The 25,603-nt window shown below is 56.3% G+C and carries 16 protein-coding genes, 2 tRNA genes and 4 rRNA genes; 15 read left to right on the top strand and 7 right to left on the bottom strand.

Annotation, left to right across the window (positions count from 1 at the left end; translation table 11 throughout):
• Entirely contained in the window at positions 1-1,122 is a 1,122-nt protein-coding gene (locus tag LVW35_RS00555; protein WP_099493329.1) for a Re/Si-specific NAD(P)(+) transhydrogenase subunit alpha, read from the bottom strand.
• 451 nt (positions 1,123-1,573) lie between these two features.
• The gene (locus tag LVW35_RS00560) at positions 1,574-2,473 is read right to left on the bottom strand and encodes a LysR family transcriptional regulator (RefSeq protein WP_233893185.1); all 900 of its coding nucleotides are present in this window, start codon (positions 2,471-2,473) and stop codon (positions 1,574-1,576) included.
• A 158-nt stretch (positions 2,474-2,631) separates the two neighbouring features.
• On the opposite strand from LVW35_RS00560, the gene LVW35_RS00565 reads away from it, so the two are divergent.
• From LVW35_RS00565 to LVW35_RS00605, 9 genes are all read left to right on the top strand, one after another.
• Positions 2,632-3,813 carry an acyl-CoA dehydrogenase gene (locus LVW35_RS00565; protein WP_003187423.1) on the top strand — a complete coding sequence of 394 codons (1,182 nt, stop codon included), beginning with the start codon at positions 2,632-2,634 and terminating at the stop codon, positions 3,811-3,813.
• Between the two features lie 12 nt (positions 3,814-3,825).
• Positions 3,826-5,046 (top strand): CaiB/BaiF CoA transferase family protein, encoded by a 1,221-nt coding sequence (locus tag LVW35_RS00570; RefSeq protein WP_233893186.1) that lies wholly within the window; start codon positions 3,826-3,828, stop codon positions 5,044-5,046.
• Positions 5,047-5,620: 574 nt separating this feature from the next.
• Positions 5,621-7,157: ribosomal RNA gene (locus LVW35_RS00575) — 16S ribosomal RNA — on the top strand.
• 123 nt (positions 7,158-7,280) lie between these two features.
• Positions 7,281-7,357, top strand: a tRNA-Ile gene (locus tag LVW35_RS00580).
• A gap of 10 nt (positions 7,358-7,367) precedes the next feature.
• Positions 7,368-7,443: transfer RNA gene (locus LVW35_RS00585), tRNA-Ala, on the top strand.
• A 243-nt stretch (positions 7,444-7,686) separates the two neighbouring features.
• Positions 7,687-10,578 (top strand): 23S ribosomal RNA (locus tag LVW35_RS00590).
• Between the two features lie 157 nt (positions 10,579-10,735).
• Positions 10,736-10,851, top strand: a 5S ribosomal RNA gene (rrf, locus tag LVW35_RS00595).
• 109 nt (positions 10,852-10,960) lie between these two features.
• Positions 10,961-11,076 (top strand): 5S ribosomal RNA (gene rrf, locus LVW35_RS00600).
• Together the 16S, 23S and 5S rRNA genes with 2 tRNA genes alongside form the textbook arrangement of a ribosomal RNA operon.
• A gap of 283 nt (positions 11,077-11,359) precedes the next feature.
• Entirely contained in the window at positions 11,360-13,240 is a 1,881-nt protein-coding gene (locus LVW35_RS00605) for a methyl-accepting chemotaxis protein (protein ID WP_233893187.1), read from the top strand.
• Between the two features lie 45 nt (positions 13,241-13,285).
• Here LVW35_RS00605 and LVW35_RS00610 read toward each other — a convergent pair whose 3' ends face one another.
• From LVW35_RS00610 to LVW35_RS00630, 5 genes are all read right to left on the bottom strand, one after another.
• Positions 13,286-13,744 carry an SRPBCC family protein gene (locus tag LVW35_RS00610; protein ID WP_233893188.1) on the bottom strand — a complete coding sequence of 153 codons (459 nt, stop codon included), beginning with the start codon at positions 13,742-13,744 and terminating at the stop codon, positions 13,286-13,288.
• An 18-nt stretch (positions 13,745-13,762) separates the two neighbouring features.
• The gene (locus tag LVW35_RS00615) at positions 13,763-17,140 is read right to left on the bottom strand and encodes an amino acid adenylation domain-containing protein (RefSeq protein ID WP_233893189.1); all 3,378 of its coding nucleotides are present in this window, start codon (positions 17,138-17,140) and stop codon (positions 13,763-13,765) included.
• The gene (locus LVW35_RS00620; RefSeq protein ID WP_233893190.1) at positions 17,137-18,084 is read right to left on the bottom strand and encodes a diiron oxygenase; all 948 of its coding nucleotides are present in this window, start codon (positions 18,082-18,084) and stop codon (positions 17,137-17,139) included. Before LVW35_RS00620 ends, LVW35_RS00615 begins: the two co-directional genes overlap by 4 nt.
• Entirely contained in the window at positions 18,081-18,839 is a 759-nt protein-coding gene (locus LVW35_RS00625) for a DUF3050 domain-containing protein (protein WP_233893191.1), read from the bottom strand. The genes LVW35_RS00620 and LVW35_RS00625 overlap by 4 nt, the downstream gene beginning before the upstream one ends.
• 337 nt (positions 18,840-19,176) lie before the next feature.
• The gene (locus LVW35_RS00630) at positions 19,177-19,887 is read right to left on the bottom strand and encodes a GntR family transcriptional regulator (RefSeq protein WP_233893192.1); all 711 of its coding nucleotides are present in this window, start codon (positions 19,885-19,887) and stop codon (positions 19,177-19,179) included.
• 368 nt (positions 19,888-20,255) lie between these two features.
• Between LVW35_RS00630 and LVW35_RS00635 the strand changes: the two genes are divergently transcribed.
• From LVW35_RS00635 to LVW35_RS00660, 6 genes are all read left to right on the top strand, one after another.
• Entirely contained in the window at positions 20,256-21,149 is an 894-nt protein-coding gene (locus tag LVW35_RS00635; RefSeq protein ID WP_233893194.1) for a TauD/TfdA dioxygenase family protein, read from the top strand.
• Between the two features lie 14 nt (positions 21,150-21,163).
• Positions 21,164-22,189 carry an ABC transporter substrate-binding protein gene (locus LVW35_RS00640; protein WP_233893195.1) on the top strand — a complete coding sequence of 342 codons (1,026 nt, stop codon included), beginning with the start codon at positions 21,164-21,166 and terminating at the stop codon, positions 22,187-22,189.
• Position 22,190: 1 nt separating this feature from the next.
• Positions 22,191-23,042, top strand: coding sequence for an ABC transporter ATP-binding protein (locus LVW35_RS00645; RefSeq protein WP_233893197.1), 852 nt, complete (start codon positions 22,191-22,193; stop codon positions 23,040-23,042).
• An 11-nt stretch (positions 23,043-23,053) separates the two neighbouring features.
• The gene (locus tag LVW35_RS00650) at positions 23,054-23,902 is read left to right on the top strand and encodes an ABC transporter permease (protein ID WP_233893198.1); all 849 of its coding nucleotides are present in this window, start codon (positions 23,054-23,056) and stop codon (positions 23,900-23,902) included.
• 99 nt (positions 23,903-24,001) lie between these two features.
• Positions 24,002-24,628, top strand: coding sequence for a TonB family protein (locus tag LVW35_RS00655; protein ID WP_233893199.1), 627 nt, complete (start codon positions 24,002-24,004; stop codon positions 24,626-24,628).
• Positions 24,629-24,680: 52 nt separating this feature from the next.
• Positions 24,681-25,601 (top strand): LysR family transcriptional regulator, encoded by a 921-nt coding sequence (locus LVW35_RS00660; protein ID WP_233893200.1) that lies wholly within the window; start codon positions 24,681-24,683, stop codon positions 25,599-25,601.
• Positions 25,602-25,603 lie beyond the last annotated feature (2 nt).

Consider the following 25,603-nt stretch of genomic DNA (forward strand, 5'->3'; position numbering starts at 1 on the left):
TTAGGCGTTTTTGCGGATGACTTGGCCGTCGCGGCACATCAGGCACGCGGCGACGATGTCGTCTTCGAGGTTGATTTCAAACTGCCCTTCCTTGGTGAAGACCAGCTTCAGGAAGTCCAGCAGGTTGCGCGCGTACAGGGCCGAGGCGTCGGCGGCGACAGCGCCGGCGAGGTTGGTCGGGCCGCAAATGATCACACCGTTCTCGACGACCACCTGGTCGGCAACGGTCAGCGGGCAGTTGCCCCCTTGGGCGGCTGCCAGGTCGATCACTACCGAGCCGGGCTTCATCTGCGCGACGGTGTCGGCGCTGAGCAAGGTCGGCGCTTTGCGCCCTGGGATCAGGGCGGTGGTAATGACGATGTCTGCCTGCTTGGCGCGTTCGTGCACAGCCAGGGCCTGGCGTTGCATCCAGCTGGTCGGCATTGGACGGGCGTAACCACCAACGCCGACGGCGCATTCGCGTTCTTCATCGGTTTCGTAGGGCACATCGACGAACTTGGCGCCTAGAGATTCGATTTGCTCTTTTACCGCCGGGCGTACGTCAGAAGCTTCGATCACGGCACCCAAGCGTTTTGCCGTGGCAATCGCCTGCAGGCCTGCAACGCCGGCGCCGAGAATCAACACGCGTGCAGCCTTAACCGTACCGGCCGCCGTCATGAGCATCGGCATGAAGCGCGGGTAGTGATGAGCGGCGAGCAACACGGCTTTATAGCCGGCGATGTTGGCCTGGGACGACAGCACGTCGAGACTCTGGGCACGCGAGGTGCGTGGAGCCGCTTCGAGCGCAAAGGCGGTGATGCCGCGTTCGGCGAGCTTGGCGATGGTTTCGTTGCTGAACGGATTGAGCATGCCCACCAACACGGTGCCGCTTTTGATCAGCGCCAGTTCGCTGTCGCTGGGGGCAACCACCTTGAGAATCAGCTCGGCGCCAAATGCATCGCCGGCACTGCCGATGGTTGCGCCTGCCGTTACATAGGCACTGTCGACGATGCTGGCGTTGATGCCTGCGCCGCTTTGTACAGTGACCTTATGGCCCTGGCCGATCAGCTTCTTGATGGTTTCCGGGGTGGCAGCCACCCGCGTTTCACCGGTCTGGGTTTCGAGAGGAACACCAATGTGCACGTCAAATCTCCTGCATGATCTTTTTGCTTTTGATCTTTTTGTAAAAAGGCCAGTGCACCGCGAGTGGCGCAACTGGGGCGGCCGATCAGCACGATCCCGCTGAAATGACAGCGGGGCGCGGCATTTTGCAGGCGAACTTTACGGCCTTCAAGGGATTATGACGGGTGACGAAAAATTAACTACAAGTCACCCTGTGACTGATTGTCGCAATGATCTGAAATAACCTCTTCAAATACAGGTATTTAAAGGGTTTCAAGTTTTTTTGCAGCGGTTTGACCTCGTTGGTGTGAATGGTCGTTCATTGGCTTGTATTAGTCGCTACAAGCCATATGGATCATGGTCTGGAGCCCCGTTTTTGCATGATGGATACAGTCTGTCGAAATGCGACATATATGTATATCTGTAGGTTTTTAGGTTATTTGACTACAGGGTCAGCAATGTGTTGTTGCCTTTAAATACTGGGGCTGTAGCGCTGCGATTGATCAAGCAGCCAGTCCCTGAAGGCGTGCAGCGACGCCGATTCGACCTTTTTGTCAGGAATCATCAGGTAATAAGCCTTCGAACTGCTCAGCGCTTCGGGGCTTGCGATTACCAATAGGCCTTCCTCTAGCTCGCGCTGAATGAGGAACGGTGGAATCAGCGCGATCCCCATGTCATGCATGGCAGCTTGAGACAACATCGAGAATAGCTCGTAACGGGGGCCTGTCATGTCGCGCGGTACGCTCAGCTGCTGGGCGTTGAACCACTGGCGCCACGCGTAGGGTCTTGTCGTTTGCTGCAGAAGCGGCAGTTCTGCGATTTCCTGAGGGCTGAATTGCGTGCTGTTACCCAGCAGTCGCGGGCTGCACACGGGTACAGGGTTCTCTCCCATCAAGCGGTGCGATTGCGTACCGGACCAGTCGGCATCGCCGAAGTAAATGGCGGCGTCGAATTCGGTATCGGCAAACAGGAAGGGCCGTGTTCGGTTCGTCAGGTTGACCGTGACTTCCGGATGCTGGCGCTGAAAGTCCTTAAGGCGAGGGATCAGCCACTGAGTGCCAAACGTCGGGACTACGGCCAACTCGATGGTGTTAGTGCCCTGCTGACCCATGACGGAAAGCGTGTCGCGTTCCACCGCATCTAATTGCGTGGCGACGCGGCGGCTATAGGACAACCCCGCTTCTGTCAGCTTTACCCCGCGCCGTGAGCGGCGAAACAGCTCGACACTTAAAAACTCCTCAAGGCTGGCGATCTGTCGACAGATGGCACCTTGAGTGATCGAAAGCTCCTGCGCCGCTTTGGTAAAGCTCTCGTGGCGGGCGGCCGCTTCAAAACTGACAAGAGCGGTGGTGCTGGGAATTTTTCTGCGCATATACCGTGTCCTCACTTGCCAAGGCGCATATGCGCCATTTTCGGCTGCTTCGAAGTGAGAAATTAGCACAACCCTATGCAGAAACCTCGTTTGCCCTCTGCGCTTGCCGGGCCTAGGCTGCTTCCACGACTTCTGATTCTTTTCGCGAGGACTTATTCATGGCTGGCAAGGCAAGCTTCAACTGGATCGATCCACTGCTGCTGGATCAACAGCTCACCGAAGAAGAGCGCATGGTGCGCGACAGTGCTGAGCAGTTCGCCCAGGACAAGTTGGCGCCGCGTGTGCTCGAAGCCTTCCGCCATGAAAAGACCGACCCTGCCATTTTCCGCGAGATGGGCGAGACCGGTTTGCTCGGTGCGATGATTCCCGAGCAGTACGGTGGCAGCGGCTTGAACTACGTCAGTTATGGGTTGATTGCCCGTGAGGTGGAGCGTGTCGACTCCGGCTATCGCTCGATGATGAGTGTGCAGTCGTCACTGGTGATGGTGCCCATCAACGAGTTTGGCACTGAGGCTCAGAAACAAAAGTACCTGCCGAAGCTGGCTTCGGGCGAATGGATCGGCTGTTTCGGCCTGACCGAGCCCAATCATGGATCTGACCCGGGTGCGATGATTACCCGTGCTCGTAAAGTGGACGGCGGCTACAGCCTGACCGGCGCGAAGATGTGGATCACCAACAGCCCGATCGCAGATGTGTTCGTGGTGTGGGGCAAGGACGATGCCGGTGATATCCGGGGGTTCGTCCTGGAGAAAGGTTGGAAAGGCCTGAGTGCCCCGGCGATTCACGGGAAGGTCGGCCTGCGTGCCTCCATCACGGGTGAAATAGTGATGGATAACGTGTTCGTGCCGGAAGAAAACATCTTCCCGGATGTGCGTGGTTTGAAAGGCCCTTTTACCTGCCTCAACTCCGCGCGCTATGGCATCTCCTGGGGCGCTTTGGGCGCTGCCGAGTTCTGCTGGCATACGGCTCGCCAATACACGCTGGATCGCCAGCAGTTCGGCCGTCCATTGGCGGCGACTCAGTTGATCCAGAAGAAACTGGCCGATATGCAGACCGAGATCACCCTGGCTCTGCAAGGCTGCCTGCGTCTGGGGCGTATGAAAGATGAAGGCACGGCGGCGGTAGAGATCACTTCGATCATGAAGCGCAACTCGTGTGGCAAGTCCCTGGATATTGCACGTATGGCCCGGGACATGTTGGGTGGCAATGGTATCTCCGATGAGTTCGGGGTGGCGCGTCACCTGGTCAACCTGGAAGTGGTGAACACCTACGAAGGTACTCATGACGTGCATGCCTTGATTCTGGGGCGTGCGCAAACCGGTCTTCAGGCGTTCTATTAATAGGAGCATGGCATGGGCGCGCTTTCGCATCTGCGGGTACTGGATCTATCGCGGGTACTGGCGGGCCCCTGGTCCGGACAGATCCTTGCGGACCTTGGGGCTGAAGTGATCAAGGTTGAGCGGCCGGGCAGTGGTGATGACACGCGCGCCTGGGGACCGCCCTTCCTTAAGGATGCCTATGGGGAGAACACCAGTGAGGCGGCGTACTACCTGTCGGCCAACCGTAATAAGCAGTCGGTGACGATCGATTTTACGCGGCCGGAAGGGCAGGCGCTGGTGCGTGAGCTGGCCGCCAAGTCGGACATCCTCATTGAAAACTTCAAGGTGGGTGGGCTTGCGGCGTATGGGTTGGACTATGAGTCACTCAAGGAGATCAATCCTGAGTTGATCTACTGCTCTATCACGGGCTTTGGTCAGACGGGGCCTTACGCGGCACGAGCGGGTTACGACTTCATGATTCAGGGGCTGGGCGGGCTTATGAGCCTGACAGGTCGTCCCGAAGGTGATGATGGGGCTGGCCCGGTTAAGGTGGGTGTGGCGCTGACCGACATCCTTACGGGGCTCTACTCGACCGTTGCGATACTGGCAGCACTGGCTCATCGGGATCATGACGGTGGTGGGCAGTATATTGATATGGCGTTGTTGGACGTGCAGGTGGCTTGCCTGGCGAATCAGGCGATGAATTACCTGACTACGGGAGTGCCGCCAAGGCGCCTGGGCAATGCTCATCCGAATATCGTGCCTTATCAGGATTTTCCCTCGGCCGATGGCGACTTTATTCTTACGGTGGGTAATGACGGGCAGTTCCGTAAATTTGCCGAAGTGGCCGGGCAGCCACAGTGGGCGGATGATCCGCGCTTCTCTACTAATAAAGTAAGGGTGGCCAATCGTGCGGAGCTGATTCCGTTGATTCGTCAGGCTACGGTGTTCAAGACGACGGCTGAGTGGGTATCACAATTGGAGCGGGTTGGTGTGCCTTGTGGGCCCATCAATGATCTGGAGCAGGTGTTTGCGGATCCTCAGGTCAAGGCGCGTGGGCTGGCGATGGCATTGCCCCATGCGTTGGCAGGCATAGTGCCCCAGGTAGCCAGTCCAATACGCTTGTCCAAGACTCCAGTGGAATACCGCAGTGCGCCTCCTTTATTAGGAGAGCACACGGCTAAGGTGCTTCAGGAGGTGTTGGGATTGGGTGTGGCTAATGTGGCTGCTTTAAAGGGGGCGGGTATTATCTAAGTCCTTCTCTTTCTATATAGAGGGCCCTGGTTGCTCACTGCTGGTGGTTTTTTAATCAACGCCAACTAATTGATAGAAAAGCAGAATTAAGGGTTGACGGCAGTTTCTGGAAGTCTATAATTCGCCCCACTTCCGGCGCAGTCGAAACGGAAAACTCCTTGGTAAACAATGGGTTATGTAGGTTTAGACGGTAAGTTGCTTCAGGTCATCGAAGTCAAAAGGAAGTTGAAAAAGAGGTGTTGACAGCAGCGTGTAACGCTGTAGAATTCGCCTCCCGCTAACGAGAGATCGCAAGCGCAAGTGGTTGAAGTTGTTGAAGAAATCTTCGAAAACTTCTGAAAATAATCACTTGACAGCAAATGAGGCTGCTGTAGAATGCGCGCCTCGGTTGAGACGAAAGATCTTAACCAACCGCTCTTTAACAACTGAATCAAGCAATTCGTGTGGGTGCTTGTGGGGTCAGACTGATAGTCAACAAGATTATCAGCATCACAAGTTACTCCGCGAGAAATCAAAGATGTAACCAACGATTGCTGAGCCAAGTTTAGGGTTTCTTAAAAACCCAAAGATGTTTGAACTGAAGAGTTTGATCATGGCTCAGATTGAACGCTGGCGGCAGGCCTAACACATGCAAGTCGAGCGGTAGAGAGAAGCTTGCTTCTCTTGAGAGCGGCGGACGGGTGAGTAATGCCTAGGAATCTGCCTGGTAGTGGGGGATAACGTTCGGAAACGGACGCTAATACCGCATACGTCCTACGGGAGAAAGCAGGGGACCTTCGGGCCTTGCGCTATCAGATGAGCCTAGGTCGGATTAGCTAGTTGGTGAGGTAATGGCTCACCAAGGCGACGATCCGTAACTGGTCTGAGAGGATGATCAGTCACACTGGAACTGAGACACGGTCCAGACTCCTACGGGAGGCAGCAGTGGGGAATATTGGACAATGGGCGAAAGCCTGATCCAGCCATGCCGCGTGTGTGAAGAAGGTCTTCGGATTGTAAAGCACTTTAAGTTGGGAGGAAGGGTTGTAGATTAATACTCTGCAATTTTGACGTTACCGACAGAATAAGCACCGGCTAACTCTGTGCCAGCAGCCGCGGTAATACAGAGGGTGCAAGCGTTAATCGGAATTACTGGGCGTAAAGCGCGCGTAGGTGGTTTGTTAAGTTGGATGTGAAATCCCCGGGCTCAACCTGGGAACTGCATTCAAAACTGACTGACTAGAGTATGGTAGAGGGTGGTGGAATTTCCTGTGTAGCGGTGAAATGCGTAGATATAGGAAGGAACACCAGTGGCGAAGGCGACCACCTGGACTGATACTGACACTGAGGTGCGAAAGCGTGGGGAGCAAACAGGATTAGATACCCTGGTAGTCCACGCCGTAAACGATGTCAACTAGCCGTTGGAAGCCTTGAGCTTTTAGTGGCGCAGCTAACGCATTAAGTTGACCGCCTGGGGAGTACGGCCGCAAGGTTAAAACTCAAATGAATTGACGGGGGCCCGCACAAGCGGTGGAGCATGTGGTTTAATTCGAAGCAACGCGAAGAACCTTACCAGGCCTTGACATCCAATGAACTTTCTAGAGATAGATCGGTGCCTTCGGGAACATTGAGACAGGTGCTGCATGGCTGTCGTCAGCTCGTGTCGTGAGATGTTGGGTTAAGTCCCGTAACGAGCGCAACCCTTGTCCTTAGTTACCAGCACGTGATGGTGGGCACTCTAAGGAGACTGCCGGTGACAAACCGGAGGAAGGTGGGGATGACGTCAAGTCATCATGGCCCTTACGGCCTGGGCTACACACGTGCTACAATGGTCGGTACAGAGGGTTGCCAAGCCGCGAGGTGGAGCTAATCCCATAAAACCGATCGTAGTCCGGATCGCAGTCTGCAACTCGACTGCGTGAAGTCGGAATCGCTAGTAATCGCGAATCAGAATGTCGCGGTGAATACGTTCCCGGGCCTTGTACACACCGCCCGTCACACCATGGGAGTGGGTTGCACCAGAAGTAGCTAGTCTAACCTTCGGGAGGACGGTTACCACGGTGTGATTCATGACTGGGGTGAAGTCGTAACAAGGTAGCCGTAGGGGAACCTGCGGCTGGATCACCTCCTTAATCGACGACATCAGCTGCTCCATAAGCTCCCACACGAATTGCTTGATTCATTGAAGAAGACGATAGAAGCAGCTTTAAGCTCCAAGCTGATAGCTCCAAGCTAACAGTTGCGCGCTCGAAATTGGGTCTGTAGCTCAGTTGGTTAGAGCGCACCCCTGATAAGGGTGAGGTCGGCAGTTCGAATCTGCCCAGACCCACCAATTTTGTTATGGGGCCATAGCTCAGCTGGGAGAGCGCCTGCCTTGCACGCAGGAGGTCAGCGGTTCGATCCCGCTTGGCTCCACCATATAACTGCTTCTGAAGGTTTGAAAGCTTAGAAATGAGTATTCCGTTGAGAATATTGATTTCTAGTCTTTGACTAGATCGTTCTTTAAAAATTTGGGTATGTGATAGAAAGATAGACTGAACGTTACTTTCACTGGTAACGGATCAGGCTAAGGTAAAATTTGTGAGTTACTCAGTTTTGAGTATTATCGAATTTTCGGCGAATGTCGTCTTCACAGTATAACCAGATTGCTTGGGGTTATATGGTCAAGTGAAGAAGCGCATACGGTGGATGCCTTGGCAGTCAGAGGCGATGAAAGACGTGGTAGCCTGCGAAAAGCTTCGGGGAGTCGGCAAACAGACTTTGATCCGGAGATGTCTGAATGGGGGAACCCAGCCATCATAAGATGGTTATCTTGTACTGAATACATAGGTGCAAGAGGCGAACCAGGGGAACTGAAACATCTAAGTACCCTGAGGAAAAGAAATCAACCGAGATTCCCTTAGTAGTGGCGAGCGAACGGGGACTAGCCCTTAAGTGGCTTTGAGATTAGCGGAACGCTCTGGAAAGTGCGGCCATAGTGGGTGATAGCCCTGTACGCGAAAATCTCTTAGTCATGAAATCGAGTAGGACGGAGCACGAGAAACTTTGTCTGAATATGGGGGGACCATCCTCCAAGGCTAAATACTACTGACTGACCGATAGTGAACTAGTACCGTGAGGGAAAGGCGAAAAGAACCCCGGAGAGGGGAGTGAAATAGATCCTGAAACCGTATGCGTACAAGCAGTGGGAGCCCACTTTGTTGGGTGACTGCGTACCTTTTGTATAATGGGTCAGCGACTTATTTTCAGTGGCGAGCTTAACCGAATAGGGGAGGCGTAGCGAAAGCGAGTCTTAATAGGGCGTCTAGTCGCTGGGAATAGACCCGAAACCGGGCGATCTATCCATGGGCAGGTTGAAGGTTGGGTAACACTAACTGGAGGACCGAACCGACTACCGTTGAAAAGTTAGCGGATGACCTGTGGATCGGAGTGAAAGGCTAATCAAGCTCGGAGATAGCTGGTTCTCCTCGAAAGCTATTTAGGTAGCGCCTCATGTATCACTGTAGGGGGTAGAGCACTGTTTCGGCTAGGGGGTCATCCCGACTTACCAAACCGATGCAAACTCCGAATACCTACAAGTGCCGAGCATGGGAGACACACGGCGGGTGCTAACGTCCGTCGTGAAAAGGGAAACAACCCAGACCGTCAGCTAAGGTCCCAAAGTTATGGTTAAGTGGGAAACGATGTGGGAAGGCTTAGACAGCTAGGAGGTTGGCTTAGAAGCAGCCACCCTTTAAAGAAAGCGTAATAGCTCACTAGTCGAGTCGGCCTGCGCGGAAGATGTAACGGGGCTCAAACCATACACCGAAGCTACGGGTATCACGTAAGTGATGCGGTAGAGGAGCGTTCTGTAAGCCTGTGAAGGTGAGTTGAGAAGCTTGCTGGAGGTATCAGAAGTGCGAATGCTGACATGAGTAACGACAATGGGTGTGAAAAACACCCACGCCGAAAGACCAAGGTTTCCTGCGCAACGTTAATCGACGCAGGGTTAGTCGGTCCCTAAGGCGAGGCTGAAAAGCGTAGTCGATGGAAAACAGGTTAATATTCCTGTACTTCTGGTTATTGCGATGGAGGGACGGAGAAGGCTAGGCCAGCTTGGCGTTGGTTGTCCAAGTTTAAGGTGGTAGGCTGAGATCTTAGGTAAATCCGGGATCTTAAGGCCGAGAGCTGATGACGAGTTAACTTTTAGTTAACGAAGTGGTTGATGCCATGCTTCCAAGAAAAGCTTCTAAGCTTCAGGTAACCAGGAACCGTACCCCAAACCGACACAGGTGGTTGGGTAGAGAATACCAAGGCGCTTGAGAGAACTCGGGTGAAGGAACTAGGCAAAATGGCACCGTAACTTCGGGAGAAGGTGCGCCGGTGAGGGTGAAGGACTTGCTCCGTAAGCTCATGCCGGTCGAAGATACCAGGCCGCTGCGACTGTTTATTAAAAACACAGCACTCTGCAAACACGAAAGTGGACGTATAGGGTGTGACGCCTGCCCGGTGCCGGAAGGTTAATTGATGGGGTTAGCTAACGCGAAGCTCTTGATCGAAGCCCCGGTAAACGGCGGCCGTAACTATAACGGTCCTAAGGTAGCGAAATTCCTTGTCGGGTAAGTTCCGACCTGCACGAATGGCGTAACGATGGCGGCGCTGTCTCCACCCGAGACTCAGTGAAATTGAAATCGCTGTGAAGATGCAGTGTATCCGCGGCTAGACGGAAAGACCCCGTGAACCTTTACTATAGCTTTGCACTGGACTTTGAATTTGCTTGTGTAGGATAGGTGGGAGGCTTTGAAGCGTGGACGCCAGTCTGCGTGGAGCCATCCTTGAAATACCACCCTGGCAACTTTGAGGTTCTAACTCAGGTCCGTTATCCGGATCGAGGACAGTGTATGGTGGGTAGTTTGACTGGGGCGGTCTCCTCCTAAAGAGTAACGGAGGAGTACGAAGGTGCGCTCAGACCGGTCGGAAATCGGTCGTAGAGTATAAAGGCAAAAGCGCGCTTGACTGCGAGACAGACACGTCGAGCAGGTACGAAAGTAGGTCTTAGTGATCCGGTGGTTCTGTATGGAAGGGCCATCGCTCAACGGATAAAAGGTACTCCGGGGATAACAGGCTGATACCGCCCAAGAGTTCATATCGACGGCGGTGTTTGGCACCTCGATGTCGGCTCATCACATCCTGGGGCTGAAGCCGGTCCCAAGGGTATGGCTGTTCGCCATTTAAAGTGGTACGCGAGCTGGGTTTAGAACGTCGTGAGACAGTTCGGTCCCTATCTGCCGTGGACGTTTGAGATTTGAGAGGGGCTGCTCCTAGTACGAGAGGACCGGAGTGGACGAACCTCTGGTGTTCCGGTTGTCACGCCAGTGGCATTGCCGGGTAGCTATGTTCGGAATAGATAACCGCTGAAAGCATCTAAGCGGGAAACTAGCCTCAAGATGAGATCTCACTGGAACCTTGAGTTCCCTGAAGGGCCGTCGAAGACTACGACGTTGATAGGTTGGGTGTGTAAGCGCTGTGAGGCGTTGAGCTAACCAATACTAATTGCCCGTGAGGCTTGACCATATAACACCCAAGCAATTTGACTACTCTAACGAGCATCAGATTGCGGTGTGTGAAGACGAAATGAACCGAAAGTTCGAATCTCACAAAACACCGAACGCTGTCACATACCCAATTTGCTGAAGCGAGGCCAACAGGTCGCGACTCAGTACCCGAATTTCTTGACGACCATAGAGCATTGGAACCACCTGATCCCATCCCGAACTCAGCAGTGAAACGATGCATCGCCGATGGTAGTGTGGGGTTTCCCCATGTGAGAGTAGGTCATCGTCAAGATTAAATTCCAGAACCCCTGTTTGCTAACGCAAACAGGGGTTCTGTTTATGTAGAAGTCCATGAATTTCATCGTCCTGTTACTAACGCAACGGGCCGATACACAGAATTTCTTGACGACCATAGAGCATTGGAACCACCTGATCCCATCCCGAACTCAGCAGTGAAACGATGCATCGCCGATGGTAGTGTGGGGTTTCCCCATGTGAGAGTAGGTCATCGTCAAGATTGAATTCCGAAACCCCTGTCTGCTAGCGCAGACAGGGGTTTTGTCGTTTAGAGTCTCCAAGTCGCAGGCTTGGTAGCCCTTTCCCATATGCCTACCGCCTATCTGTTTCTCATACAAAAAGAAGAAACGCCTCACAAAAACTTAAGATTTGCCAAACTTTGGCCGAAAGCCTGACGAGCCATGCGTGCACCGAAATAGAGCGGCCAGAGAGCTGCCTATACCGTCACATGGAATGTTCCACTCGGCACGCTCATCCCCCTTTGGCAAAAAGAAGTCGATGAAATGAATCTCAAGTTCAGTCATAAAATTCTGTTGGCCGCGTCAGGCGTCGTAGTTCTGGCCTTCGCGTTATTCACGCTCTATAACGACTACCTGCAACGCAGCACCATCAAGCAGAACCTGGAGTCGTCCATTCAGCAATCTGGAGAACTCACTGCCAGCAGTGTGCAGAATTGGCTCAGTGGGCGAATACTGGTACTCGAAAGTCTCACCCAAAACGTTGCACACCAAGGCAGTGCCGCCGACCTCCCTGGCTTGGTCGATCAACCAGCGTTCACCTCGAACTTTCAGTTCACCTATGTTGGTCAAACCAACGGTGTATTCACTCAACGTCCGGACGCAAAAATGCCCGACGGCTATGACCCCCGTCAGCGCCCTTGGTACAAACAAGCAGTAGCCGCAGACAAGCCCATGCTCACACCGCCATACATGGCCGCAGTAGGTGGGCAGATCGTGACCATCGCCATGCCGGTGAAAAGAAACGGTGAATTGCTCGGCGTAGTCGGCGGTGACCTGAGCCTGCAGACCTTGGTGAAGATCATCAACTCGGTGGATTTCGGCGGTATCGGTCATGCGTTCCTTGTCAGCGGCGATGGCCAAGTCATCGTCAGTCCTGACCAGGACCAGGTGATGAAAAACCTCAAGGACATTTACCCCGGCACCCAGGTACGTATTGAGAAAGTTAACCAGGACGTAGTCCTCAATGGTCAGAACCGCATCCTGTCCTTCACCCCTATCAGCGGCTTGCCTGGCGCAGATTGGTATATCGGTCTGTCGATTGATACAGACAAGGCCTACGCGCCGCTAGGCAAGTTTCGCACTTCAGCATTGATTGCCATGTTAATCGCAGTGGTCGCGATTGCCGTGCTCCTTAGCTTGCTGATCCAAGTCTTGTTGCGGCCCCTGACTACCATGGGCGTGGCCATGCAGGACATTGCCCAAGGCGAGGGAGATTTGACCCGCCGCCTGGCCGTCAGTAGCAAAGACGAGTTTGGCGAAGTCGGCAGCGCCTTCAATCAGTTTGTGGAGCGTATTCACGCTTCGATTTCGGAAGTGTCGTCGGCAACCCGCCAGGTGCACGACCTGTCCCAGCGCGTAATGGCCTCGTCCAATGCTTCTATCATTGGCTCCGACGAGCAAAGCGCGCGCACTAACAGCGTAGCCGCAGCGATCAATGAACTGGGCGCAGCCACACAGGAAATCGCACGTAACGCCGCCGATGCTTCGCAGCACGCCAGCGGTGCCAGTGAACAGGCCGACGATGGACGCAAGGTGGTGGAGCAAACCATCCTCGCAATGTCAGCCTTGTCGCAGAAGATCAGCCTGTCCTGCACTCAGATTGAAACCTTGAACGCCAGCACCGACAACATCGGTCACATTCTGGATGTGATCAAAGGCATCTCCCAGCAAACCAATCTGCTGGCGCTCAACGCCGCCATCGAAGCCGCCCGGGCCGGTGAGGCAGGTCGAGGGTTTGCAGTAGTCGCCGACGAGGTGCGTAACCTGGCTCACCGCACCCAGGAGTCGGCCGAAGAGATCCACAAAATGATCACTTCACTGCAAGTGGGTTCGCGTGAGGCCGTCACCACCATGAATGCAAGTCAGGCCTCCAGTGAAGAAAGCGTAGAGGTTGCAAACCAGGCCGGCGAGCGTCTGATCAGCGTGACGCAGCGAATTGTTGAAATCGACGGTATGAACCAGTCCGTCGCGGCTGCCACCGAAGAACAGACAGCCGTTGTGGAAACCCTCAACGTGGACATCAACCAGATCAACTTGCTGAACCAGCAGGGTGTGGCCAACCTCAATGAAACCCTGAGAGATTGCGATGCGTTGTCGCAGCAAGCCAATCGGTTGAAACAACTGGTCGATAGTTTCAAAATCTGACCTGCTGATTGATCGGGCAGGAGTGAGTCATGTTGCTCCTGCCGCTTAGCCAAGTATCCGGCGAACATTTTCCAGGGCGCCATCGGCGAAGCGTTGCACAAACGATTCAAACCCGATGTCTGCTTTGTCGGCGGGCTCTGCAATTATCGTCCATGTCACCTTGGAACACCCTGTTCCAACGGCTTCCACGTGAATCGCCGCCCATAATCTGGCTACGCCCAGCGTGTTGTAGATCGTGGTCCAGGTCATGTACATGGCCTCCTCGTCCCGGCTATTGAGCTGCTCTACCACACAGTTTCCATCCCGGAAGAATTTTGTACGCAAGGCACCCACGCCTGTGCCTGTCATTTCGATATGTGTCAGGTCAGGAATAAATGCGTCGAAGCCTGCAAATTGTCCCACCATGTCCCATAGACGAGGGGCAGGGCAGCCGACCACGGCAGACGCCACGATCGGCATGCTGTTCGGGTTGCGAATCAACGTATCGGGTCGCAGTGATTTCATGAGGGTGTCCTGAGAAGTTCAAAGAAAGCCGATGGCCTTGAGGTAATTGCAGCCTTTGTTCAGCAGTGCCGGGTCTTTCTCGGGATAGTCGGCCTTCATCTGCTGGATACCCTGTCGAGCGTTGTCGTGACGAATCATCGAGGTGTCGCCGATGTCTTCGTCGAGGCGGCCAAGATAGAAGCCGAGTACCCCAAACAGTGCGTTGTCCTGGTTCACCATTCGCAGCGCATTTTGCCAGTGCGCAATGCTCACCCACTTGAAGCGGTGTCCCATCAGGCTGAATGCTTCGAGGTAGTTCGCCCAGCTCAACGGCTTTGGGTTGTGCAGGTTGAAAACATTTCTATCGGCTTGAAAGCGGGTGCCGTGGAATGCAATGAAGCGAGCCAGGAAGTCCACCGGCATCAGGTCGAAGTTCAACGATAGTCGCGGCAGCAGACCCAATTGCAGTGATCCCTTGAGCATCAGCATCAGGCGATTTTTCTGCGGTTGGCAAACACCATTGCGACTGTTGAAACTGATATTGCCGGGTCGATGGATGTTCACCCAGGCGCCGCGCTCCACCGCCTGGCCCAATTGCCGCTCTGCGACCCACTTGGACAGGTTGTAGCCATTCTTGATGTAAAGCGGCAGCGTGGTTGCTGCGGGTGCTTCGAGAACATAGCCCTGACTGTCGATACTGCTTGAGGCCGATAGCGTCGAAACAAAGTTCAGGACCTTCTTGCAATAGGTCTCACACAGGCGCAGGCATTCAAGTATGGGGTCAACGTTGTCCTTGGCCAGTGACGCGTAGTCCATCACGTGGTTGACCCGTGCAGCGTTGTGCACTAACACACCGAAGTCCTTGGCGAGAGCGTCATATGCATCGCTGGCCAAACCCAGACGCGGCAGGCTGATATCGGCGGCAAATACCTGCACTCTGCTCAGGTCCAGATGTTCCAAATGGTACTCACGCAACGCGTGGGTGAATCGCGCCATTGCCGAATACCCCGGTTCCTCACGTACCAGGCAAGCCACTTGGGTTGCGCCACCGGCCAGCAACGCCTCGACGATATGGACACCGACGAAACTGTTGGCACCTGTCACAATGACCTTATGTGGGTTGCCTGCGTGGTGCTCGGGCAGCGTGTTGTATATCCAGTTCCGTTGGGCATCGCGAACAGCGCGATCGGAGGGCGCAATGGGGCGTTCACCGCTTTCCACCAGTGTTGCGAGCGTACGAATCGTCGGCACTTCAATGAAGTGACCCAACGCGAAACTGCGGCCGAATTGCTCGCGAACGCGCAACAGCAAGGTCGACAGCAAAATCGAATGGCCGCCGAGTTCGAAGAAGCTCTCGTCAACAGACAGTTCACCTGCAGGTAACGCCAACAGTTCACTCCACAAAAGGGTCAACTGCACTTGAAGCGGGGTTTGTGCAGTGGTACGGGCAGCCTGCAAAGTGAGCAGGAGCGGTAGCGCCAGCAGTGCTTCTCGGTCGATTTTGCCGTTGCTGGAATACGGCAGTTGCGGCAGAACGTTCCAAAAACCGGGCTGCATGTAGTCCGGCAGCCACTGCCGCACGTGCTGCTGGAGGGCCGTCAGGGTAGCCCCAGGCTCTGGTTGGGCGACAGCGCCACGGATCCTGCGGTCACGGTCGATCACCACCGCCACCTGGCGATACAGCCGACTGTTGCGCAAGCACTGCTCAATCTCCAGTGGTTCGACCCGATAACCTCGGATCTTCACCTGGTCATCACGCCGGCCCCCCAGTACGATCCCGTCGGCGGTCCACTTAGCCAGGTCTCCGCTGCGGTAAGCCCGCAGTGAGCGGCCTCCCGGCACGGCGAGCTCCACGAACGGGCTGGCAGGCTGTTGCGGTGCGTTCACATACCCCAGACTAACCCCTGGCCCAACGATATAAACCTCACCCATCACCTCTTCATCTACCGGCTGTAGGTTGTCATCGAGGATCAGTACCTGGCTGTTGGCGATCGGGCGGCCGAGGGCGCGGTTGTTGTCACCGGAGTGCAGCGTCCGGTGGGTGGCGAGCACCGTGGTTTCGGTGGGCCCGTAGAGATTGTGAAATTGACACTGGCCCGCCAGGCGCTCGATTACATGGGGCTCGCACACATCACCTCCGGTCAGCAGGTGCTTGAGTTCCAGCGGCCGGTCGGGCTTCAGAATACTCAGCAGTGCGGGCGGTAGAAAGGCATGGGTGACGCACTGACGATGGAGCAAATCCAGCAGTTGCTGGGGGTCTTGTCGTTGCTCTGGCCTGGGGATGATCAATTCGGCACCGGCTATCAGGGCGGGGAAAATGTCGATCAGCGAGGAGTCAAAGCTCAACGGTGAAAATTGCAGAACGCGGCTCTGTTCATCCAGGTCCATACAGGACCGGAACCAGGCCGTGAAATGCGCCAGGTTAGCTTGACTGAGCAGAACACCCTTAGGCTCGCCCGTGGTGCCCGATGTGAAGAGTGTCATGCAGGGAGCATCGGCGTGAGGGCGAGTGAGCATCAACGTGGATGTGATGTCTGCATTGCGTGGGTCAAGACGGCTGACATCCAGTGCAGTGAAGCGTCCTCGCAAGGGATGATGACCGGCATCCAGCAATACCTCGGCGCCTGCGCTTTCGATCATGGCCTGATGGCGTTGAGGGGGTTGTCCCGGATCCAGAGGTAGGTACACCGCGCCACAGCCCAGCACAGCAAGAATACTGGCGTACAACTCGACGGACTTTTCCAGGCACACACCAACCACCGCTGGAGCCTGTGCAACGCCAAACAAGGGGCGTAAACGTTGCTGGATCGTGAGGGCCTGGAGGTGCAGCTCTCGGTAAGTCACGACGCAGTCATCGACGTTCAGCGCCCGCCGATCGGCAAATCGGTAAAGACTGGCCTGTAACCGTTCGATCACAGGCACCTGGGCTTCCCGCAATACTGCGAGGTCTTCGGTGCGATTGAAACGGTGTTCAAATGCCAGCGTATCCAGCTCGCTCAAGCCCCGCTCGGGCCATTCATTCGCGACTGCACTCGTAGAGAAATATCCAGGGTCCCGCGAGAAACCACTGACATGCAGCGCGGCCCATTCCACCAACGCATGCGTTACCTGGCCACGCAACCGCTGGCCGTTGCCACTGGGTTCGTCGGCGATGTTCAAGATGGCCAACAATCCCTGGCCAGGCCCATAGGCGCGTAGTTGCAGCGCGGGCAACCCGCAGTGAGTGACCTGCCCGATACCCAGGCGCAGGCTTAATGTGGGGATTGGGCCTGAGTGGACCCGCACCGCTTGACTGCCGTCATTGATGCAAAGGTCGATGCCTCTGGTAGCCGAGGCATGGCCGTACTGTTCCAGCTTCTGCCTGATGGCGCTCAGGGCGCTGCTGGCGCCGGCAAATCCGATGGTCAGGCGCCTCATTTCACCCTCCCTGATACTGGCAGGTAATCGTTCAATGCTTGCGCCACACTCGGCGTTTGCAGCAAGCCGCTGTGTTGCAGGAAGGTCAGAATATTGCCCATCAACGGATGCTGACGGGTGATGGGAAAGGCCAGTGCGGTCACTTCCTCGCGCAGTGCGTCTTGCAAAGTTGCACTGATGTCCAGGTGTTCGATCAAGTACAGATCGAAGTTTTTTTGCAGGTCGTTCGTCAGGTATTGAGTCAGGAAAATCGGGAGTACCTTGGCAATGCTGTCGCGTTCGTCCGTGCTTGCGGCTTGCCAATACAAGCGCACGAGTCGTGTCCAGAACTGCGCGTGGCGACCTTCATCAAACAAGTGGTCGGCCATCAAGCCACGGATGGAGGCTTTGACACTGGTGTCCTTGGAGAACGCCGCCACATCGTGGGTCACGGTGTTTTCGGCGATGGCCACGCCGATCAGTGCTACGGCATCATGCAGGTGGGCGGGTACCTGCGCCTGTGCCGCCGGCAGCGCTCGGCTCAATTCGATTTCCCGGGGCAGTGCCAACGGTTGTACGCCAGTCATGGCTACCGTTTGCTGCAGGAAATCCAGCGCGACCAGCGCGTGGTAATCCTCGTCCACAACGACGGTCATCGCATCAACGCGGCAGGCCAGTGGGAAGGGCACCGAAAAGCGGTTCTTGGCAATGCTGCGTGCGGTCTTGTCGACGATCTCGGTTTCGAATATCACCACGTCGTTGATGAATTTGTAGAAGCTCTGCACGAGCACGAAATCGCGCCACTGCGGGCAGTGTTCGAGAAAGGTCGCACAGAGCACCAGGGGCTGACGGCACAACGGGTAAATCAGCTTGTCATCGTCTTCCAGCAGGCGGCGAGGGCGTGTGCGGATCGTTGCGCGGTTCTCCCAGTCGCCGGCAATGGCTTGGTAGCTGTCGGCGTTCATGGGTGCACCCCGTGCAGCGAGGCCCGAACTTCATCCCAGAACGCGATACGGCTTTCGACGGCAGCCAGCGCGGCATCGTTGGCCTGCTGCGGGTAAGCCGGGTCTGCGCTGGCCAGGCGTTGGAGTAACTGCTCCGCTGCAGGTCCATGATCCTGGGCATCCAATTCAATGTGACGTGTGAGGTAGGCGCACAGGGTAGGTGCCTGGCGGTGGATGAACTCATCGGATTGCAGGATGCGTTCGAATATTGTCGGGATGACATGCTCACGAGCGTGCAGAAACGTCGCCGCCACACAATGGGTCGGCGCGTGCAGCGCAAGGTGCAAGGTGTCGCTGACGAAGCGGGCCACACCGGGGAGAATGTCGACCTCCTGCAAGGCGGCAGTTGCTTCCAGCCCTTGACGTTGCAGCGCAATGAAGTGGTTGATAGCGGTGGTGCTGCAGCCCACCTCGGCCATGGCCTCCAGATAAAGTTCGAAGTGACTGCAATAGCCCTGCCCCGGATGTTCGTCCGACTCTTCACCCAACACGATCTCATTGATAAGGCGTGCTGCTTGGGGATCGGCGGGTGGCAGCCAGGGCAGGTAAGTGCAGGTCAGGTCCCGTTGCAGGCGTTTGGCGAGGGTCATGAAATCCCAGACAGCAAATACATGGCTTTCCATAAATAGTTGTAACTTGCGTAGGGAAGTTATTTCTGTAAATAACGAATGGCTGCACAACTGAAGTTTTGCTGTTTCAAGTAACGGTTGGTGCATGGTTGATGCCTATAAGTTGTTGCGTCTGCTGTGAAAAATAGCGATGAGTGTTTGTGGTCGGCAAGAGATGAGCCGGTATAAACCAGCTGCTGGGGCGCAGAAGGGCTCACTCAGAGGCGCCGGAGCGTCGATTGAAGTGTCTGGTTTAGTAATAAAAGATAATAAGCGGATTAAACAGTTTGGCGAGCATACAAATGTGTTAGATGTTTTTCTAAATAATATGTGCTGTAGTTCAGTTTCTTTGTTGTAAGTGGGAAGTTTCTTCAGGGGTGGGGCTCTTACAGTGAGTTAGGGAGCCCCGTGATATTGGAGAGTCTATAAATGAAAGGCGCAAGCCTTAGTGCGTGCCTTTCTTGCCGCCGGCATCCAGGCTGTTGAGGTACGCGGTGACCACTTCCATACCTCGCATCAAGTGATTACGCAGAGTCAGGATGCTTTCCTGGGTTCTTTTCTGGGCCACCAGGTTCAGGAGTTCACGGTGATCTTCCTGGGACGTTTCACCCAACCCCATGGCCTCCAGATTGTACCGCAGGAAACGCTCCTCCTCGTTCAACCCGTGCTCCACCAAGTTGAGTAGGCGCTGGTTCGGGGCTTTGGCATACAGGGCCATATGGAACAACCGGTTGAGGCGGCCAATTTCGCTATAGTCTTTCTCCTGCTCCAGGGCAACGATGAGGGCGTCAGCCTCGGCGATATCGGCTTCGGTGAGCAACGGAATCGACAAGCGCAACGCTTCAGATTCCAGCAGCATCCGCAGTTCATAGGTTTCGGCCGAGTTGTCCTCGATCAGCGGTGCAACCACGGCGCCTTTGTGCGTCACCACATGCAACAGCGACTGGGCTTCCAACTGGCGCAAGGCCTCACGCACTGGCATGCGGCTGACCCCGAACAGGCTGGCCAGCTCCTGTTGGCGCATGGCGGTGCCACAGGGCAATCTTCCGTCAAGAATGGCATTGCGCAAGGTTTCTTCAATCACGGAGCGAGCGAGATGGGCGGGAATAGGCCCGCTGATCTTGATGCTGTTCAAAGGGGTCGGCTTCTGCGTCACGGTTACGCTATCCTCCTTATTCGAATGGGGGTGGTTAATTGGATCCAATGCACACTAGAGACTGCCCGTAAGCTTGTCAAACGGGCACGGTTTCGGCTTGTAAGCGTTTCAACATGCGGCTCTCAGCGCCCACAGCGGCCATTTATGGGGTCTTACGCCGCCAGGTTTAACATGGCGGCTTCTAGCGCCAGTCACGGCAATATCGGTTGGTAGGGATTGAACACGCTACCGATGTGATTTATTCCCTGCATACCAAGGCGCGTCGGCTCGGGGCGTTACATTCCCGTATATCGATATTCACTAACGGTATTTAAGATGCCTTTCTTATACCTATAAAGTCACATTCCTGTCTGACCGGGAGTGACCTCATGTCCGCCACCTCTACTGTTCCAACAGCGACCGCTACCGTCCAAACCTTCGAGATTCGTTCATTTCCCGGCAGCGTAGGCGCCGAGGTCATTGGCCTGGATTTGTCACGCCCAGTCAACGAGCAGGATTTCGCACGCATTCACCGTGCGCACCTGAACCATCACGTCGTGGTCTTTCGTGATCAGCGCATCACGCCCGAACAGCAGATTGCCTTCAGCCGCCGCTTTGGTGTGCTGCAGATCCACGTACTCAAGCAGTTCCTGCTGCCCAACCATCCGGAAATCCTGATCGTTTCCAACATCATCGAGAACGGCCAATCCATCGGCCTGGGAGATGCTGGCAAATTCTGGCATTCGGACCTGTCCTATAAAGAACTGCCAAGCCTGGGCTCGATGCTGCACGCCCAGGAGTTGCCGTCCGAAGGTGGCGACACTTTGTTCGCCGACATGCACAAAGCCTGGGACCAACTGCCCGAGCACCTGCGCAAAGCCGTTGAAGGCCGCCGCGCCGCGCATTCCTACACCGCGCGCTACAGCGAAACCAAATTCGAAGGCAACTGGCGTCCCACGTTGACCCCTGAGCAGCTTGCCCAAGTTGCGGAAGTGGTACACCCCATCGTGCGTACCCACCCGGAAAACGGCCGCAAGGCGCTGTTCGTCAGCGAAGGCTTCACCACTCGTATCGTCGGCCTGCCGGAAGACGAAAGCCGCGACCTGTTGGCCCAACTTTACGCCCACAGCGTGTTGCCACAAAACATCTACCGCCACCAATGGCAACCCCACGACCTGGTGTTCTGGGATAACCGCTCGCTGATCCACCTGGCCGCCGGTTGCCCGAGCCACCTGCGCCGCAAGCTGTTTCGCACCACCATCCAGGGCGACGCGCCTTTCTGATTCGGAGCCTGACCATGTCCAGGAAAATTCCATTTGCACGACTGGTCGCGACCGTCGGCCTGGGTGTCAGCCTGCTCGCCGGCAGTCTTGTCGCACCCGCGACTGCGCAGGCCGAGGGTGAGATCCGCATCGCCGAACAGTTCGGCATCGTTTACCTGCTGCTCAATGTCGTGCGCGACCAGAATTTGATCGAAAAATACGGTAAGCAGGAAGGCATCGACATCAAGGTCGACTGGACCCAGCTGTCCGGCGGCGCCGCCGTCAATGACGCGCTGCTCTCCGGCTCCATCGACATTGCCGGCGCGGGTGTCGGCCCGCTGTTGACCATTTGGGACCGCACCCACAGCAAGCAGAACGTCAAGGCCGTCGCTTCCCTGGGTAACTTTCCATACTACTTGGTGAGCAACAACCCCAAGGTCAAGACCATCGCCGATTTCACCGAGAAAGACCGTATCGCCCTCCCCGCGGTGGGCGTATCGGTACAGTCGCGCTTCCTGCAATACGCCGCTGCCAAACAGTGGGGTGACAAGGAATTCAATCGCCTCGACAAATACACCGTGGCGGTCCCGCACCCGGATGCCACCGCAGCATTGGTCGCGGGCGGCACCGAGCTGACCGGGCATTTTTCCAACCCGCCGTTCCAGGACCAGGCCCTGGCCAACCCGAATGTGCATGTGGTGCTGAACACCTACGACCTGCTCGGCCCGAACTCGCCGACGGTGCTGTTTGCCACCGAGAAGTTCCGCAACGACAACCCGAAAACCTACAAGGCGTTCGTCGAGGCATTGACCGAAGCCGCGCAATTCGCCCAGAACGACAAAGGTGCCGCGGCCGATACCTACATCCGCGTGACCAAGGCCAAGATCGACCGCGCCGAGCTGCTGAAAATCATCGACAACCCGCAATTCGAATTCAGCGTCACACCGAAGAACACCTACCCACTGGCGGAATTTCTCTACCGCGTCGGCGCCATCAAAAACAAGCCTGAATCGTGGAAGGATTACTTCTTCCAGGATGTCAGGCCCCTGCAAGGAAGTTGAGATGAACGCACCCTTGCAAGGCCACACGGCCAGCAACCTGCACACCACCGCTCCGTTGCTGGCGGTGGATCACGTCAGCCTGGAATACCGCACCCCGGAGCGCGTAGTACGGGCAACCCATCAGGTCAGTTTCGAGATCGACCCGGCCGACCGCTATGTGCTGCTCGGCCCGTCGGGCTGCGGCAAATCTACCTTGCTCAAATCCATCGCCGGGTTTCTCAAACCCTGTGAAGGCGAGATCCGTCTGTTGGGGCAAAAGGTCGAGCAACCAGGGCCGGACCGCATCGTGGTGTTCCAGGAATTCGACCAGTTGCCGCCGTGGAAAACCGTCAAACAGAACGTGATGTTCCCCCTGCTGGCTTCGAAAACCTTGAAGCGCGCCGAAGCCGAAGAGCGCGCGCTGCACTACCTCGACAAAGTCGGCCTCACGGCGTTTGCCGATGCCTATCCCCACACGCTTTCCGGCGGTATGAAGGCCCGTGTCGCCATCGCCCGCGCCTTGGCCATGCAACCAAAAATCCTGCTGATGGACGAACCCTTCGCCGCCCTCGACGCCCTGACCCGGCGCAAGATGCAAGAGGAGCTGCTGCTGCTCTGGGAAGAGGTGCGTTTCACCCTGTTGTTTGTCACCCACTCCATCGAAGAAGCGCTGGTGGTGGGCAATCGCATCTTGTTGCTGTCACCCCACCCGGGGCGCGTGCGCGCCGAAATCCACAGCCATCAATATGACCTGCACAGTCTTGGTGGCGTGGCGTTCCAGGCGTCGGCGCGGCGGATTCATCGCCTGCTGTTCGATGAAGCGCCCGAGGCCGAACGTGAGTTGGGTTTCGCTGATATCCGCATCGCGTATTAAGGGGAGCATCCATGCGCCAGGAATATGAAATTACTCTCGAACCGCTGCTCAGCGTCCCCGTGGAGCGCGAACTGCCACTGCGCCAACGCCTGTGGCAACAAGGTTGGCTGCGCAAGGGCCTGATCCTGATCGTACTCGCGATCCTCTGGGAAGCCGTTGCGCGCTACCAGAACAACGACCTGTTGTTGCCGAGTTTCCTGCAGACCTTCCACGCGCTGTACGAAGGTCTGCTTAGCGGCGAACTGCTCAGTAAAGTCAGCATCTCGTTGGTCGTGCTGATCAAGGGCTACCTGATTGGCATTGTGCTGGCATTCGCCCTGACCACTTTGGCGGTGTCGACCCAACTGGGCCGCGATCTGCTGAGCACGCTGACGTCGATGTTCAATCCGCTGCCGGCCATTGCGCTACTGCCGCTGGCGCTGCTGTGGTTTGGCCTGGGGCAGAACAGCCTGATCTTCGTGCTGGTGCATTCGGTGTTGTGGGCGCTGGCGCTCAATACCTATTCCGGGTTCCTCGGCGTGTCCGAAACCCTGCGCATGGCCGGGCGCAATTATGGTCTCAAGGGCATGCGTTTTGTGCTGTTCATCCTGATCCCGGCGGCACTGCCGTCAATCCTCGCGGGCCTCAAGATCGGCTGGGCATTTGCCTGGCGCACACTGATTGCCGCCGAGCTGGTATTCGGCGCCACCAGTGGCAAGGGCGGCCTGGGATGGTACATCTTCCAGAACCGCAACGAGCTGTACACCGACAAGGTGTTTTCCGGACTGGCGGTGGTGATTCTGATCGGACTGCTCGTGGAAAACCTTGTGTTTGACACCTTTGAGCGTCTGACAGTAAAGCGCTGGGGCATGCAGCGCTAAACAGGAATGATTGCTCTTTGCTCACCGTGAGTCCGATAATGCCGGCCGAATCTGACGCCGCCTTGGCGTCAGGCATACCCGGTAAAAGGATTTACTACGATGCGGTTTTTTGTCTTGGCAGCAGCCCTGCTATTGTCGACCTCGGTCTTCGCGGAGTTTGTGCCCGAGGTGGTCAGCATGCCCAAGCCGCTTTATCCCAGTCACCTGACCTCCACCCAAGGGCACGCACGCATCAGCCTGAATATTCATAACGATGGAACGGTCAGCGATGTCAAAGCCCTCAGCGCCACCAAGGCGGCGTTTGGCGAAGCCGCCGTGGCTGCGGCCACACTCTGGCGCTTCAAGCCTTGGACGGTCAGTGCCGATCGGCCTGCGGTAATCGACGCACAGAACGATATGGTTTTCACGCCTGAACCGCAGAGGAAGGAAACGACCCAACTGACCTTCACACAAACCACCTACCAATCCTGCAGCGCGTTGACGGAAGAAGTCAGCCAGTTCCGTCGTGAGCATCCCACCCGTCCGTTGATTGCCATGAAGAGCTTTGCCATTACCCGTGTGGCGGTGATGTTCCCGGCGTTGAGCGGTAAAAGCGATTACAACGAAGGCTTGACCCGTGCCGACGAGCTGGAAAACTCCCTGCCGGACATCGTGCGCAAATGCCTGGCTCATCCCGAAGCCGCCTACGCGGACTACCTGCCGATTGACTTGAAGCGCTACCTGTAAAGCCTGCTAGGATTGCGCCCAGTTCACTCCCGACTGATCACGAGTGCTTGGCATGCAACTACCGGACATGAACCTGCTGGTCGCCCTTGACGCCCTGCTCGACGAGGGCAGTGTGGTCGGCGCTGCACGTCGCATGAACCTCAGCCCGGCAGCCATGAGCCGCACCCTCACGCGTATCCGCGAAGCTGTCGGCGACCCGATCCTGGTGCGCGCTGGTCGCGGCCTGGTGCCGACGCCCAAAGCCCTGCAGTTGCAAGGCCAGGTGCGCAATGTGGTGGAGCAGGCGGCGCTGCTGTTCCGCTCGGCAGACCAAGTGGATTTGAGCACGTTACGCCGTCGTTTCAGCGTGCGCGCCAATGACTTTTTCATCGGTGTATATGGCGGTCGTCTGTTCGACACCATGGAGCGTATGGCACCGCTGTGCGAGCTGTGCTTCGTGCCCGAAGGTGATACCGACGACGAGGCCCTGCGCGAGGGTCGCCTGGATTTACGCGTGAGCAACACCCTGCCGATCACCCCCGAAGTGAAGGTGCAAAACCTGTTCTCCACCACCTTCGTCGGCCTGGCACGAGAAGACCATCCGTTGTTCGACGAGGAGATCACCGCCGCACGCTTCGCCAGCTATTCCCATATCAGCATTTCACGGCGCGGCATTGCCCGCGGGCCGATCGACACCGCGCTGAATGCCCAGGGCCTGGAGCGCCGCGTGGCGATGATTGCCCCTGGTTTTCACGGCGCGATGTTCATGCTGCCCGATTCGGACCTGCTCCTGCCGGTGCCCAAGGAAGCGCTATTGAGCGCCAATCGCCTGAAACTGCCCCTGCGCTCGTTCGCCTTGCCAATCTCGTTGCCCACGCTGGTGCTCGCCCAATCCTGGCACCCGCGCTTCGACAAAGACCCCGCCCACAAATGGCTGCGCGAAACCATGCGCGAGAGTTGCCACGCCACCTGGCTCGAAGCGCAGCCTGTCTGATA

Source organism: Pseudomonas sp. HN11 (assembly GCF_021390155.1).
In the GTDB taxonomy this organism is placed as follows: Bacteria; Pseudomonadota; Gammaproteobacteria; order Pseudomonadales; family Pseudomonadaceae; genus Aquipseudomonas.